The 13,926-nt window shown below is 48.1% G+C and carries 14 protein-coding genes; 11 read left to right on the forward strand and 3 right to left on the reverse strand.

Annotated features, from left to right (window positions below; translation table 11 throughout):
* Positions 1 to 82: 82 nt before the first annotated feature.
* The 3 genes from prpB to AR383_RS13175 all read right to left on the reverse strand — a co-directional run bounded on the left by prpB (position 83) and on the right by AR383_RS13175 (position 2,320).
* Complete coding sequence (prpB, locus tag AR383_RS13165; protein WP_055733548.1) at positions 83 to 964, reverse strand: methylisocitrate lyase; 882 nt, start codon at positions 962 to 964, stop codon at positions 83 to 85.
* Positions 961 to 1,707, reverse strand: coding sequence for a GntR family transcriptional regulator (locus AR383_RS13170; protein WP_055735046.1), 747 nt, complete (start codon positions 1,705 to 1,707; stop codon positions 961 to 963). The genes prpB and AR383_RS13170 overlap by 4 nt, the downstream gene beginning before the upstream one ends.
* 178 nt (positions 1,708 to 1,885) lie before the next feature.
* The gene (locus tag AR383_RS13175) at positions 1,886 to 2,320 is read right to left on the reverse strand and encodes a hypothetical protein (RefSeq protein WP_055733549.1); all 435 of its coding nucleotides are present in this window, start codon (positions 2,318 to 2,320) and stop codon (positions 1,886 to 1,888) included.
* 420 nt (positions 2,321 to 2,740) lie between these two features.
* Between AR383_RS13175 and AR383_RS13180 the strand changes: the two genes are divergently transcribed.
* From AR383_RS13180 to AR383_RS13230, 11 genes are all read left to right on the forward strand, one after another.
* A complete protein-coding gene (locus AR383_RS13180; RefSeq protein WP_055733550.1) occupies positions 2,741 to 3,013 on the forward strand; it encodes a hypothetical protein in 273 nt (90 codons plus the stop codon).
* A 137-nt stretch (positions 3,014 to 3,150) separates the two neighbouring features.
* Entirely contained in the window at positions 3,151 to 3,903 is a 753-nt protein-coding gene (gene ubiE, locus AR383_RS13185; RefSeq protein WP_055733551.1) for a bifunctional demethylmenaquinone methyltransferase/2-methoxy-6-polyprenyl-1,4-benzoquinol methylase UbiE, read from the forward strand.
* 9 nt (positions 3,904 to 3,912) lie between these two features.
* Positions 3,913 to 4,512, forward strand: coding sequence for a ubiquinone biosynthesis accessory factor UbiJ (locus AR383_RS13190; protein ID WP_055733552.1), 600 nt, complete (start codon positions 3,913 to 3,915; stop codon positions 4,510 to 4,512).
* Positions 4,509 to 6,137: a ubiquinone biosynthesis regulatory protein kinase UbiB gene (gene ubiB, locus AR383_RS13195; RefSeq protein WP_055733553.1), complete on the forward strand. Its 1,629-nt coding sequence runs from the start codon at positions 4,509 to 4,511 to the stop codon at positions 6,135 to 6,137. The genes AR383_RS13190 and ubiB overlap by 4 nt, the downstream gene beginning before the upstream one ends.
* A gap of 44 nt (positions 6,138 to 6,181) precedes the next feature.
* Positions 6,182 to 6,424 (forward strand): Sec-independent protein translocase subunit TatA, encoded by a 243-nt coding sequence (gene tatA, locus AR383_RS13200; protein ID WP_055733554.1) that lies wholly within the window; start codon positions 6,182 to 6,184, stop codon positions 6,422 to 6,424.
* A 2-nt stretch (positions 6,425 to 6,426) separates the two neighbouring features.
* Positions 6,427 to 6,804 (forward strand): Sec-independent protein translocase protein TatB, encoded by a 378-nt coding sequence (tatB, locus tag AR383_RS13205; protein WP_055733555.1) that lies wholly within the window; start codon positions 6,427 to 6,429, stop codon positions 6,802 to 6,804.
* Positions 6,801 to 7,553 carry a twin-arginine translocase subunit TatC gene (gene tatC, locus AR383_RS13210; RefSeq protein WP_055733556.1) on the forward strand — a complete coding sequence of 251 codons (753 nt, stop codon included), beginning with the start codon at positions 6,801 to 6,803 and terminating at the stop codon, positions 7,551 to 7,553. The genes tatB and tatC overlap by 4 nt, the downstream gene beginning before the upstream one ends.
* 7 nt (positions 7,554 to 7,560) lie before the next feature.
* Positions 7,561 to 8,349 carry a TatD family hydrolase gene (locus AR383_RS13215; protein WP_055733557.1) on the forward strand — a complete coding sequence of 263 codons (789 nt, stop codon included), beginning with the start codon at positions 7,561 to 7,563 and terminating at the stop codon, positions 8,347 to 8,349.
* 162 nt (positions 8,350 to 8,511) lie between these two features.
* Positions 8,512 to 9,429 carry a hypothetical protein gene (locus AR383_RS13220; protein ID WP_055733558.1) on the forward strand — a complete coding sequence of 306 codons (918 nt, stop codon included), beginning with the start codon at positions 8,512 to 8,514 and terminating at the stop codon, positions 9,427 to 9,429.
* Positions 9,426 to 11,369 carry a methyl-accepting chemotaxis protein gene (locus AR383_RS13225; protein WP_055733559.1) on the forward strand — a complete coding sequence of 648 codons (1,944 nt, stop codon included), beginning with the start codon at positions 9,426 to 9,428 and terminating at the stop codon, positions 11,367 to 11,369. The genes AR383_RS13220 and AR383_RS13225 overlap by 4 nt, the downstream gene beginning before the upstream one ends.
* Before the next feature lie 314 nt (positions 11,370 to 11,683).
* The gene (locus AR383_RS13230; protein ID WP_055733560.1) at positions 11,684 to 13,921 is read left to right on the forward strand and encodes an alkaline phosphatase; all 2,238 of its coding nucleotides are present in this window, start codon (positions 11,684 to 11,686) and stop codon (positions 13,919 to 13,921) included.
* Positions 13,922 to 13,926 lie beyond the last annotated feature (5 nt).

Raw genomic sequence — 13,926 nt, forward strand, 5'->3', positions numbered from 1 at the left:
AGCGCCATATATTGGCTGGCTAATGGGGCTGGGCGGCTAAGTCTTCGCCTGCTCGCTAAGCCCATTCACGTAGTTGTTGGGTTTATTTTTTGCTAAACAGTTGGTCGAGCTTTTGCTCATAGTCGTGGTAACCCAAGTAATCGTAGAGCTGAGCACGGGTTTGCATGCTGTCTACCACTTCTCGCTGGTGGCCATGCTCACGTAGGCTGCGGTAAACATTGACCGCGGCTTGGTTCATGGCGCGAAAGGCCGATAGCGGGTAGAGCACCATGTCTACGCCTACGCCAGCTAACTCTTCACCACTAAATAAGGGGGTTTGGCCAAATTCAGTAATGTTGGCCAAGATCGGTACTTTTACCGCTTCGGCAAACTGTTGATACTGTTCTAAGGTCAACATGGCTTCGGGGAAAATCATGTCGGCACCGGCTTCTACGTATTGGCAAGCACGTTCGATGGCACCGCCCATGCCTTCAATTTGCAGCGCATCAGTACGTGCCATGACCACAAATTCAGGATCCACTCGCGCATCTACCGCGGCCTTGATGCGATCGACCATTTCATCGCTGGACACAATCGCTTTGTTGGGACGGTGACCGCAGCGTTTTTGGGCCACTTGGTCTTCCATGTGCACCGCGGCGGCATCGGCGCGGATCATTTCTTTTACGGTGCGGGCAATGTTAAAGGCGCCGCCAAAACCTACATCAATATCTACCAATAGCGGTAGGTCGCAGGCTGCGGTGATGCGACGTACGTCTTCTAGCACGTCGTTCATGGTGGTAATACCCAAGTCGGGTAAGCCATATGAGGCATTGGCGATACCTCCACCGGAAAGATAAATGGCTTGATGGCCTTCGCGTTTGGCCATCATTGCGCAATAGGGGTTGATGGTGCCAACAATCTGTAATGGATGCTGCGTTTTCACGGCTTGACGAAAGCGCGCGCCGGGTGAGACTGGTGTGCTCATGGCTTTACTCCTTGGGGTTGTCTGGTAGAAGCATTGGCTTCTAAGCTTTGGTCGGGAAAGGTTTGCTGGTGTTGTTGTTCAATGGCTTTGCGAGCACGAGCAATGTGGCGGCGCATCAGTAACTCGGCCAGTTCACCATCGCGGTCGGCCAAGGCTTGCCAAATCGCCCAGTGCTCTTGCAAGGCGCGTTCGGGCCGAGAAACCTGTTTACTGGCTTGATAGCGGTACATCCGTAGCAGGTGGTAGAGCTCGTCGCAGAGCAAGTTCACCAAATACTGATTATTACTGCCTTTGATGATCAAGTAGTGAAAGTCAAAATCGCCGTGTTGTTCGAAGTAGGCTTTGCCCTGATGTTGCTGCAAATACTGCTGGTGATGTTCCAGTAGGTTTTTCAACTCGCTGAGTTGTTGACTGCTAAGCTGACTGGCAGCTAAGCGGCAGGCCATGCCTTCTAGGGCTTCGCGCACCGAGTAAATGTCGATCAGTTGCTGCGGATTGAGTTGCACCACTCGAGCGCCGACATGGGGAACGCGCTCTACTAAGCCCATGCCTTGTAGCTTGAGGATGGCTTCGCGCAGCGGGCCACGACTTACGCCATAGTGTCGAGCCAGTTCTGGCTCCGATATTTTTTTGCCTTGGGCTATCTGGCCACTAACGATGGCTTCAATCAGGGTATCGCTGAGGTTTTGCGATAACAGATTCTGCTTGTCGCTGGTGCCATTTAAAGTCGCTGCTTGAGACATTGCAATTACACGTTGGTTACTAAATTGTTGCAGAGTGTAGATCGAATGTTGCGCTGCGATCAAATTATTGTCGACAATTTGTGCTAATACTTTAGTTTAATCGCCATTAAAACGTGATTTTAGGCAGGTTTTGTTTACAGGGACCGGCTTGAGTGAAGGATTGTCGACAATCTATTCGTTAGTTGGTGTTTAGTTGCTGAGCGATGCTTACTGGTAAGGCAATTTGCCAGTCTGCCAGCTGCTGGTGGCAGGCCGCAATATTGTTTACTTGGGCAAACTTACAGTGATGTGGTACTAGACCGGTATGAACTCGTTGTACTAAGAATTGTAAAATTCCAGATTGTTCAACAAGATAAATGCAGTGGCTGAGCTTATGTTGTAGCGACCAGTTGATTTGCTCGCGCATGATCGGATAGCTTTCTGGGGTCATCAGCTGCCAGCGACGAAAATCAAAAATGGCAGACCATGGCTGTTGTTTGAACTGATTAACTACGTTGGTGAGCTGTTGGCTATATTGCTGGGTGGTAACGGTATTCCAGCTGTCGTAAAGCCGAGCATAAACAAAGTCGTCTTCACTGAAAATTTGGTAGCTGCCGTGGCCGCCTGAATTCATACCTGACCTCTCTGATACTGTACAACATGAAGCAAAGCAGGCCTACCGAGTGAGCCTAATTACTAACCAAGGCATATTAAACTAAGATACTTATCTTGCTGGTCTAACCAAGAGTGTTTTTAGTGTGAACATTTGCTTGTGATTTAGTCAATAGCAGGTTAGCTTATAACTTCAATTACTTACTGCTTAGAACGAGGCCGGCAATGAATAAATATCATTATTTAGCATCATGCTCGCTTCGATCTATGTCTATGCTGGTGCGCGCCTGTTTTTTCAAACATCGCATGTCTAGCATGGGACGCTGCAGTTAAGGATTGATCTTTTCATTCATTATCCGAGCTGCGAAGTGTCGCAGTGAAGGATTGTTCTAAGCCGTTTTCCCCTCTGTGTCACTTCGCTCTCTATCAAGGAGAACGAGACATGATGTCATTTAAAATTCGTCTATTAAGTTTAACTATCGGGCTACTGGTTCGTTATCAACAGCATCTAGAAACCCAACGTTGGCTTAAACAACAACGCCAGCAATCTTGGCAAATAACGGGAATTAGTGCCCATATTGCGAGAGATATTGGTGTTGATTCTGATGGCCGTATTCGTGCCAAGCTGGATGAGGTGGTAGTCGATACACCAAGCCATGAGCAACACCGTAGAGCATGGAAAAATCCCGCTCCGGGTTTGACCGCCGATACGTGAATTAAGCGCCCTACGGGGCGCTTTTCAATTTAAGCCGCTGATTTGTTAAAAATCATTGGCTAGATCTAGTGCAAACCTTGGAGCATTCTCTCAGCTACAGTACACTAGCGGCAGTTCGCATAATGTAGGAAGCAAAGATGAGCGTTGAGCAAGACACCACCCATTTTGGTTATAAGACAGTAAACCGTGACGAAAAGGTGGGTTTAGTGGCAGAAGTATTTCATTCTGTTGCCGGTAAATATGACCTAATGAATGACCTGATGTCAGGTGGTATTCATCGCTTGTGGAAACGCTTTACCATTGATTGCAGTGGGGTTCGTCCGGGACAAAAAGTCTTAGACCTGGCCGGTGGTACCGGTGATTTAACCGCTAAGTTTTCCCGTATAGTGGGTCCCACGGGCGAAGTGGTATTGGCCGATATTAACGACTCCATGCTTAAAATGGGTCGGGGCAAGCTGCGCGACAAGGGCATTGTTGGTAATGTGCGTTATGTGCAAGCCAACGCTGAGGCGCTGCCATTTCCTGATGATACCTTTGACGCTATTACCATTAGCTTTGGCCTGCGTAATGTGACCGATAAAGATGCCGCATTGCGTTCTATGTATCGAGTGCTTAAACCTGGTGGGCGCTTGCTGGTATTGGAATTTTCTAAGCCAGAAACCAAAGCTTTGAGCAAGGTTTACGATGCTTACTCTTTCCATTTATTGCCTAAAATGGGCAAATTGATTGCTAACGATGCCGATAGCTATCAATACTTAGCTGAATCTATTCGCATGCACCCTGATCAAGAAACCTTAAAAGAGATGATGCAACAAGCGGGCTTTGAAGGGGTGGAATACTACAACTTAACTGGCGGCGTGGTAGCACTGCATCGCGGTTATAAGTTTTAAGAGGCCCTTATGCCGCTATCATCTTTGTTCTCTGCTGGCGTAGAAGCGCTTAGCAATCAACTGCTCAATTTGGACGAGGGCAGCACTCAGCGCCGCAGCCAATTAGCCGGTAAGGTGCTGGCGATTACCATTCAACCTCTGCCTTGCTGCTATTTTGTGGTGAGCGAGCAACAACTTGATGTATTGAACAAGTATGAAGGCGAGCCAGACTGCCGCTTAAGCTTGAATTTATTGACCTTGGCCGAGCTTAAGCAGGCCGATCGTATTCCCAGCCTGATTAAGCAAGACAAGCTGCAGCTAGAAGGCGATATTAAATTGGCGCAGCAGTTTGCCGATTTGTTTTTGCAATTAGAGCCAGATTTAGAAGAAAAACTGTCGCAGCGAATTGGCGATGTGGCGGCTTATCAACTGTTGTCAAAGAGTCGCATGTTGGCTGAAGCCCTAAGCAAGGTCTTTGCCCAAGCACCAGTGAAATTGACCGAATTGGCTAACGAAGAATGGAAGTTATCCGTGGGTCAAGTGGAATACCAAAGTTGGCAGCGTCAGGTACAAAAACTCGCGGCCGACTGTGAACAGTTAGCTCGTCGTATTGAGGGCTTGAGTAAATGACCCCCAAAGAGTTTGCTCGATTCAGGCAGATTAACCGCACCCTATGCCGTTATGGCATAGACCAACTGCTACCTAAACGTTTATGGCCGTGGCCTTTACGGTTGTTACGCTCGCTGGTTTTTTGGTGGCGCAACCAGCATAAAGATGACTCTGCTGGTGCCAGAATACGTTTTGCCATGGAAGAGCTAGGGCCGGTATTTATTAAATTCGGTCAGATGATGTCTACCCGCCGGGATTTGCTGCCGCCAGAAATTGCCGATGAGCTAGCGTTGTTGCAAGATCAGGTATCGCCCTTTAGTGGTGAGCTGGCCAAGCAACAAATTGAACTCGCCTTAGAGCAGCCGGTGGAAAGCCTATTTGATAACTTTGACATGCAGCCCTTGGCTTCGGCTTCCATCGCTCAGGTGCATACCGCGCGTTTGAAGGAGAATGGCCAAGAGGTGGTATTAAAGGTAATTCGACCGGGCATTGAGCAGACCATTTTGTCTGACATTGCTTTGATGCAGCGTTTAGCTGGCTGGTTTGCTCGCTTCTTTAGTGACGGCCGTCGCTTGCGTCCTCGCGAAGTGGTAGAAGAATACCGCAAAACCATTGTTGATGAATTGGATTTGGCGCGAGAGGCTTCCAATGCGATTCAGTTACGACGCAATTTCTTGAATGCCAAAGAGCTTTACATTCCAGAAGTCTATAGCGATTTATGTCGTAAAAACCTGTTAGTTATGGAGCGCATCTACGGTATTCCGGTAGCCAATATCGACGAGCTAACGGCGCAGAATACCAATATGAAATTATTGGCGGAGCGTGGCGTAGAGGTGTTTTTTACTCAGGTCTTTCGCGATAGCTTTTTCCATGCCGACATGCATCCGGGCAATATCTTTGTTTCGCGTGAACACCCTGAAGATCCACAGTATATTGGCATCGATTGCGGCATCGTCGGCACTCTAAACAAAGAAGATCAGCGTTATTTGGCAGAAAACTTTCTCGCCTTTTTTAATCGCGATTATCATAAAGTGGCCCAGCTCCATATCGACAGTGGTTGGGTGCCCGCCGATACCAAAGTGGAAGAATTTGAAGCAGCCATTCGTACCGTGTGTGAGCCAATTTTTGCCAAACCGCTGTCGGAGATTTCCTTTGGCCATGTATTGTTGAATTTATTTAACACTGCTCGACGCTTCAACATGGAAGTGCAGCCACAACTTGTGTTGCTACAAAAAACGCTATTGTATGTTGAAGGCTTGGGTCGACAGCTTTACCCTGAGCTAGATTTATGGGCCACTGCAAAACCATTCCTTGAACGTTGGATGCGCAAGCAAGTGGGGCCAGAGGCAGTATTTAAAGCCTTGAAAGAAAAAGCGCCTTACTGGTTAGAAACGCTGCCGCATTTGCCTGAGTTGGTTTATGATAATTTGCAGTTGGCTAAGCAACAACAACTTAAGTTTCAGAAATTTACGGCCCAATATTTGCTGCAACAGAAACAACGCCAGCGCAGTTTACTGTTAGCACTGGGGGCGGGGTCGAGTTTAATTTCTGCAGCTTTATTGTATCCCAGCCTTCCACTGGTGGCTTTGGCTTTGGCCTTGAGCAGCGTAGCCATTGGTTTGACTAGCTGGTGGCAACTAAAATAGTAGTGTGGGTTAAGTGACCCTCTAAATGGAAAAAGGAAAAACACATGGGTGGAATTAGTATTTGGCAACTGTTGATCGTTGCGGTCATTGTGGTGCTGTTATTTGGCACTAAGAAGTTGCGTAATATTGGCGGTGACTTAGGCTCTGCGGTGAAGGGTTTTAAAAATGCCATGAGTGATGATGAAAACAAAACTAAAGATTCATCTAGCCCTGAGCAACTCAGCCAAAACAAACAACAGAGCGAAGACGCTAAAGAAAGCAGCAAAAGCAAAGACCAACAAGGCTAAGCATGTTTGATATCGGTTTTTGGGAGCTCATTTTAATCTCGGTAATGGGCCTAGTGGTACTGGGGCCAGAGCGCTTGCCGGGTGCGATTCGCAGCGTCATGGCAGTGGTCAGAAAAGTGAAAAGCTCGGTATCATCGGTTACCGATGAGCTAAAGCAAGAGCTTGAGCTTGATGAGCTTCATCGCAACCTAAAAAAGGCCGAACAGCAGGGTTTGGAATCGTTGAATGGCGATTTAAAAGACTCGTTTGAGACTTTAAAAGCGCGTGCTGATTCGGTTAATCGCCCTTATTCTGACAAGCCATCAGTCAGTGATGCGCCGGCATCTGATGAAGTTGATAGCAACCCTAAAACCCGCCAAGAAGAAAAAGATAAGTCATGAGTGAAGACGCTAACGCCAGCGCGCAGCCGCTAATTGAACATTTAGTTGAGTTGCGTAATCGCCTGTTACGCAGTGTATTGGCCTGCTTGCTGATTTTTCTGGGTTTGGTGTACTTTGCCAACGACATCTATTCGGCTTTAGCAGAGCCCTTGCTAAGTGTATTACCTGAAAATGCCAGCATGATTGCCACCGACGTAGCGGCACCGTTTTTTACCCCAATTAAATTAACCCTAGTGGCATCAATCTTTTTAGCCATGCCTTACTTGTTGGCACAAGCTTGGGGCTTTATTGCACCAGGTTTGTATCAACATGAGCGTAAATTACTCATTCCACTAGTGTTTGGCTCTGGGGTTTTGTTTTACGCCGGGGTGGCTTTTGCCTATTTTGTGGTATTTCCACTGGCCTTTGCCTTCTTTACCGCAGTTGCGCCGGAAGGGGTCACCATAGCCACCGATATCTCTAATTATTTGGATTTTGTGCTGAAGCTGTTTTTTGCCTTTGGCCTGGCCTTTGAGATCCCGATTGCCACAGTCTTGCTCTGCTGGTCCGGGGCGACTTCAGCCCAACAATTGCGGGCTAAACGCCCTTATGTAATTGTTGGGGCCTTTGTGGTGGGCATGTTGCTCACTCCTCCTGATGTGATTTCACAAACTCTGCTAGCCCTGCCAATGTGGTTGCTGTTTGAGGTAGGACTGTTTTTTGCGCGCTTTTATGTAAGCAAAGACGACCAACAAAGCAGCGAAGCTTAAGCGCCCTATGTTTGATATCGCTCTTAACCTGACCAGCTCGCAGTTTGATAAAGACCGTGAGCAGGTGTTGCAACGTGCCCAAGAGGCTGGGGTGAACGGCATGTTGCTGCTCGCCAGTGACTTAGCCGAGAGTCAACATGTGTGTGACTTAGCCGCCCAGTGGCCCCAGCTTTGTTACGCTACCGCTGGAGTGCATCCTCACGATGCTAAATCTGTTTCCGTAGATGATATTAGCCAGCTAAAACCCTTGTTAGCCCAAACGCAAGTGGTGGCAGTGGGGGAATGTGGCTTAGATTTTAATCGTGACTTCTCTCCACGGCCGCAGCAGCTGGCGATTTTTGAAGCTCAGCTGGCCTTAGCTGCCGAATTGAATATGCCGGTGGTGATGCACGAGCGCGATGCGCATCAGGCCTTCATCGACATAGTGAAACGTTGGCGCGACCAGCTACCCGGTGCGGTGCTGCACTGTTTTACCAGTGACCAACAAGCCCTGAAAGCCTGCCTTGATTTGGATTTATACATCGGCATTACTGGCTGGGTGTGTGACGAGCGCCGTGGCCTAGACTTACAGCAGCGGGTTCGTGAAATCCCTTCCCAGCGGCTGCTGTTAGAAACTGATGCTCCCTATCTTTTACCGCGCGATCTGCGGCCTAAACCCAAAAGTCGGCGTAACGAACCCTGTTATTTAGGGCATATTTACCAGCGTGTCGCCGAGTTACGTCAGCAGCCTTTAACAGACTTAACTCGGCAAGTAGCCGACAACGCAGCCCGTTTATTTCAACTCCCCTCTTATTAATCGAGACTTATTCTACTCTTTTGACATTTTGCGCAATTTTACGGCGTGGTTTTTGCTTGGCGTTATTCTGAAAAGCTTTCTATGCTTGGTAGATAATACTAAGTCAGCCCAGTTGAAGCATATAACAAGGGTTAAAACCCTATTCAAGGATTAGAATTAACTGTGAACACGCAAGCCTTAACTAAATCTTTCGCCACTATGATGGTATTGCTGATGCTGCTGTTTAGCACTGGTAGCTGGGCGGCGATAGTCAACAATAACCACCTTTACCAAACCAGCCAAGAGATTCAGCAACAACTACAAGCGATTCGCCAGCACCAGCAACAAGCAACTTTAACGCTGCAAGCTCCAATTTTTGCTGACAAGCTAGCCATTCATTTAGTTTTTAAGGCTCAACAACTAAACCAGTTGGCTGCCAATTTACAAACACAACATGGCATACAGCCTAGTGAGGTGGCTAACATTCCCTACCGAGTCATGCGCCCGCGTAATGTTATGCCTTATTTGCAGCAGTTATCACAGCAGCTGGCTTCAGTGGCGCAAGGCTTAGGTATCAATCAGCCTGTGCAGGCGGAATTACCTTTAGGAAAGTCGGTGAATGACGTGTATCAGCAGTTGGTGGTGATAGAGCTGTTGCTAGAAGGGCTACTGGAGCGCGAGGATCAACAGGTGTTAGCCAGAAACCTACAGCAGATTGAACAAGATTTATTGCTAGTGAGTAAGGCTAGCCAACGACCACTGCAGTTTCATGCGGTCACCGGCATTACAGGGCGTGAGATGAGTGATGTCAACATCATGCTGTTTCAAAGCCTGCATCTATTTCAACGTTTGTTGCGCCAGTTAGAGGTTGAACCCAGTGATCCGGGCAGGCTACCAGTGGGGGACTCCAGTTCGTATCAAGTGGTGGATTCAAGTGTCACTTTAAAAGCTGAACTGCATCGGCTTAAAACCAAATTGCAATTAGAGCAAGATAGCCAAGTAGACGGCGGGCTACAGTTTAGTGATGCCAATCAAGCCTATGCTGAGGCGCTAAAACTGCGTAACGGTTTGCTCATGATCTTAGGGGAGCCAGCCTTATGATGGATAAACTTAGCTTAAGCCAAAAAATCGCCTTAATTCCGCTGGGCATAGTGCTATTGCTGGCTGCTATGTTGTGGCGAGGGCAGCACTCGTTAAGCTCTGTAGAGCAACAAACAGCCGATTTTTCAGAAACTATCGAACCGCGAGCCCGCTTGGCGGGGGCGCTGTCGGTAAATGCGCTACAGCGTTTGGTGGTGCAAGCACAATACCGACAAACTGAAGAGCCGCAATTGTTAGAAAACTATCGTCAATTGGCTGAACAGGCCAAACAATTCAATAGTAGTTCTCATTTAAGGTATTTCGAGAACGCCCAGCAAATCAGTGACAATAGCCAAGCCCTCGATCAACATTTTATTGATGACTTAGTACCGAGTTTAGCCGAGTTAAGCCGTTTAGAAAGTGCCGTTTTGGGCCAATATGTGCCACAAATTTTAGCGAAAAGTGCCGATATTCATGCCACGCTTGATCTGGCCAATGCGGGCAGTTTACCGGCATTAACGGTGAGTTTAGCTAATCATGTGCAGGCCGCTTCTTTAGCGCTGATGCGCCATCTAAAACGTGCCGAACCCCGCAGTAAGGACCAATTTTACTTACAACTGTTTGGTGCACAAAATGACCTACTTGATCTACAAACAGGCTTAAATCGTGAGTTTCACCAAGTGTGGATTAGTCAAGTCGCCGAGCAGCTTGAACTGTTTACCCAAGCCGCGAGTCGCCTATTTGAATTGCTGCAACAGCAACAGGGGCTGATGAATGACTTGCTCGAACCCGCCGCTGAACAGGTGGTGACGGCGGCCACCTCTAGCCAGCAAAACCAGTGGCAGGTATTAAGCTCTTCCAGTCGAGAGATTAATCAACACTTGCAGAATACCGCTTGGACAAACCTAGCTTTTGGCCTTTCCATTGTTGTTATTGCCTTGTTGATGAGCTGGGTGATCACCCGTTTAATTCGTCAGCCGGTGGTGACCATGGTGCAAGCGATGCAGGCGATAGCGCAAGGAGACGGTGATTTAACCCAGCGCTTAAGTGTTAAGGGCAAGGACGAGATAGCTCAGTTGGCGTTGGCCTTTAATCAATTTATCGACTTGTTGCAGTCCACCGTTAGCAGCATTAACCAGAATGTGGAACGGCTGAGCTTTGCTGCGCAGCAGTTGAATGATTTAGCCCAAGACTCACAGCAACAGGTTGGAGAGCAGCAACATGCAGTGGCCGTGGTAAGTGAGCATGTGGGGCAGCTTGCTCAAGGCTTTAGCAGTGTGGCCGAGCATGTTCGCACCGCTGACCAGTCTGCGGGGGCTATTGATCAGGCCTCTTTACAGGGGCGGCAGTTAACCCAAGCGGCTACCTCACAGATCGAGCATTTGGTGACTCAGGTGGATGGCGCCTCGGAAGACATGCGAGAGTTAGCGCAAAACAGCCAAGAAGCCAGCAAAATTTTGGATGTGATTAACAGCATTGCCGAGCAAACCAATTTATTAGCCTTGAATGCAGCTATTGAGGCAGCGCGAGCCGGCGAGCATGGCCGAGGTTTTGCGGTGGTAGCCGATGAGGTGCGTAATTTAGCCAAGAAAACCCAAGATTCCACCGAGCAAATCGAGCAAATGATGGCGGATTTAGTGAGTGGTGCAGAGAAAACAGAAGCGCAAATGCAACAAGGCAAGCAGCAGGCCAGTGCCAGTTTTGAGCTAATGTCTGAAATGCAGCAGTCGGTTCAGCAAACCCATCACTTGGTGAGTAATATTACTCAGTTATTGGATGATGTGAGCAGTGCTTGCGATACTCAGCTAAGTACTTCAGATACGGTGGTTGTCGAAATGAAAGGCATTGAGTCGGCGGCGCAACGTAGTTTACAAGGCACCGAGCACACCGCCGAACAAGCCCACAAAGTGGGAGAGTTGAGCCGCCTAATTCAGGCCAGCATAGCCAATTTCAAGGTATAAACTCACTCTAAGCCGCTAGCCGTTTGTACGTTGGCGGCTTAAGTAAGGCGAAGTTAGTGAGTTTTTTCAATTTATGTCGTTTTTATTTCCTGCTTATTGAAATGGTTTTCGCTTTTTAAAGAAAAGCCTTTCTTCAAACTAACTTAGTTAATAGTTTCGGTTTTTGATTTTTATTTGATTTCTGTTGGGTTTTTATTGGTTTTTTCTGATTTTTTGCCGACATTGAGCTTCATATTTGTTTCATAAATAGCCGCTAGCTTTCCCGCCAATACTATCTAGATCCGCCGTTCATTTATTTATATTGAGGAAAGATAATGCAATTAGGGAAAGTATTTAAAGTTGCCGCCGGTGTGACAATTGTTGCAGCCGTTGCGGGCTGTTCCGACGATACCGAGTATGTTTATGTTGAGCCGCCTGCCATTGCCGACAGCATTGATTTAGGTCCTTTTAAATGTACTGAGGAAGAGTTGGCGGAAAATGCCAGCAAAGATTGTCGTTTGTACATTAAGGGTTCTATGAATAGTTGGTCTTCGCGCCCAGAGGCACAACTTCACTATCAGGGTGAGGGCCAATACATTGCCTTGTTTAGCATGCAACCCGGCGAGTATTCATTCAAAATTGCTGATCCAGATTGGAGTAATGAACGTGATTTGGCGATAGGTGAAGAGGCCAACCCACAAGTTGAATTCGATGTGGCCATGGCTTTGCAGCGTAAGTACGACGACTTCGGCAACCAAAACATGGACATTAGCGTAAGCGGTGATGAAGACCAAGTATTCCGCTTTACTCTCGATGCCTCTGAGGGGATTAATACCCCAAGCTTGTTGATTGAAAATATCTCTGCCAGTGATGTAGATAATTTAACTCAGCCAATGTATTTAGTCGGTACTTTTAACGACTGGAGTGCCGATGCCAGCAGCCAATTTGAGTATGTAGGCGCGGGTAACTACCAGCTTCAAGTTAACTTTGCTGACGCAGGTACCATTAGCTTCAACCTTCAACAAGGCAGTAATGAGCCACTAGTGTATGGCTCCTTAGACAATCAACCGATTAGTCTTAGCGAAGGCCAATCGTCTTTAACTACCTTCCCTGGTGGCAAAATGTCGGCGCAAGTTGAAGCGGGCAGCTATGTGTTTTCCTTATCTACCTTGGGTGATGGTCAGTTAGCGGTACCGCTCACCTTGGCTAAGGTGCGCGCGGTAGCAGGGCACGATACCATTACCGCCCCTAATGTTGCGACTAGCCTTACCGCCGATGGCAGTTCATTTGCCGAGTCTTACGATTGGCAAACCGAAGGTAGCATGGGCATTAGCTTAGTTGATGATACTACTCAAACCCCAGCTGATGTTCGCCAATTGGCGAGCGCCGATGCCACTGGTCGTTACACCGTGAATCTCACCACCAACCAAGGCATGGCCACCGAAGCTAGCGATAGCCAAGAAGTGGATGTGATAGACCTTGTGCCCGCGCAAAACATCGTGATGATGATTGGCGATGGTATGGGTTACGGTCAGTTAGATATTACTCGCGCTTACCAAGGCGAAGCCTTGTTCTTGGAATCGGGCAAGCATCGCGGCCAAATTAAAACCGCCAGTGCCGACACTTTGGGTTATGAAAACTTAGCCGAATTAGGCATGAACTATTATACCGATTCAGCCGCGGCGGCGACTGCTATGTCGACTGGTCGCAAAGCGATTTCTGGCACCATTGCTCAGGCTCGCCCAGGCGATGGCTCTGATCTACAAACCATTTTGGAATATGCTCAGGCGCAAGGCAAATCGGTAGGTGTGGTTGCTACGTCGCACTGTGTGCATGCCACCCCTGCGGCTTTTGCTTCGCATGGCCCTAATCGTAATGACTTTGTGACTCTTGCTCAAAGTATGTTTGGTGATGTAAAACCCAACGTGGCCTTATGCGGTAGCAAGCAGGTGGATGGAGTCGACGTGGTTAGCCAGCAAGCCGCATTAGGTGGTTATACGGTAGTGACAACTAAAACCGATATGATCCCCGCTGTGGCGGCGCTACCTGCTACCGACCCTAATGCAGAAATTTTGTTTGCTGGGGTATTTGGTGAGAATGAAATTCCTTACGTATTGCCGTTAGATGGACAAAAGAGCTACGCCGAGCAAGATATTCCGCAGTTGAATGAAATGGCGCAAGTAGCTATCGAAATCTTGTCGAAAAACCCCAATGGTTTTGTATTGATGGTGGAAGGCTCGCAAATCGACTTCGCTGGCCATATCAACGATGAAGAGCGTTTGATTCACGAAACTATCGAGTTTGATCAAACCGTGCAACAAGTGGCGAACTGGGCCGAACTACGCAGCGATAGCATGGTGATTGTAACCGCAGACCACGAAACCGGTGGCTTGAAACTGGAGAAAACCAACGGAGTTGGCGTGGTGCCAGAAGTAAGCTGGAAGTGGGGCAGCCATACTAACGCTGATGTGCCGATTGCCTCTTGGGGTCTCAACTCTCAAGCCTTTGTTGGCCGCACCGTAGACAATACTGCGATTTACAATGTGATGCGTGGCGCGCTAGACGCCGAGTAAGTAAG

It is taken from the genome of Agarivorans gilvus, from assembly GCF_001420915.1.
Classification (GTDB): domain Bacteria; phylum Pseudomonadota; class Gammaproteobacteria; order Enterobacterales; family Celerinatantimonadaceae; genus Agarivorans; species Agarivorans gilvus.

Coding starts and splice junctions, on each gene's coding strand:
- tatC (WP_055733556.1), top strand. CDS start 6,801: ATGAGTGAAGACGCTAACGCCAGCGCGCAGCCGCTAATTGAACATTTA.
- AR383_RS13180 (WP_055733550.1), top strand. CDS start 2,741: ATGATGTCATTTAAAATTCGTCTATTAAGTTTAACTATCGGGCTACTG.
- tatA (WP_055733554.1), top strand. CDS start 6,182: ATGGGTGGAATTAGTATTTGGCAACTGTTGATCGTTGCGGTCATTGTG.
- AR383_RS13190 (WP_055733552.1), top strand. CDS start 3,913: ATGCCGCTATCATCTTTGTTCTCTGCTGGCGTAGAAGCGCTTAGCAAT.
- AR383_RS13225 (WP_055733559.1), top strand. CDS start 9,426: ATGATGGATAAACTTAGCTTAAGCCAAAAAATCGCCTTAATTCCGCTG.
- ubiB (WP_055733553.1), top strand. CDS start 4,509: ATGACCCCCAAAGAGTTTGCTCGATTCAGGCAGATTAACCGCACCCTA.
- tatB (WP_055733555.1), top strand. CDS start 6,427: ATGTTTGATATCGGTTTTTGGGAGCTCATTTTAATCTCGGTAATGGGC.
- AR383_RS13230 (WP_055733560.1), top strand. CDS start 11,684: ATGCAATTAGGGAAAGTATTTAAAGTTGCCGCCGGTGTGACAATTGTT.
- ubiE (WP_055733551.1), top strand. CDS start 3,151: ATGAGCGTTGAGCAAGACACCACCCATTTTGGTTATAAGACAGTAAAC.
- AR383_RS13215 (WP_055733557.1), top strand. CDS start 7,561: ATGTTTGATATCGCTCTTAACCTGACCAGCTCGCAGTTTGATAAAGAC.
- AR383_RS13170 (WP_055735046.1), bottom strand. CDS start 1,707: ATGTCTCAAGCAGCGACTTTAAATGGCACCAGCGACAAGCAGAATCTG.
- AR383_RS13175 (WP_055733549.1), bottom strand. CDS start 2,320: ATGAATTCAGGCGGCCACGGCAGCTACCAAATTTTCAGTGAAGACGAC.
- prpB (WP_055733548.1), bottom strand. CDS start 964: ATGAGCACACCAGTCTCACCCGGCGCGCGCTTTCGTCAAGCCGTGAAA.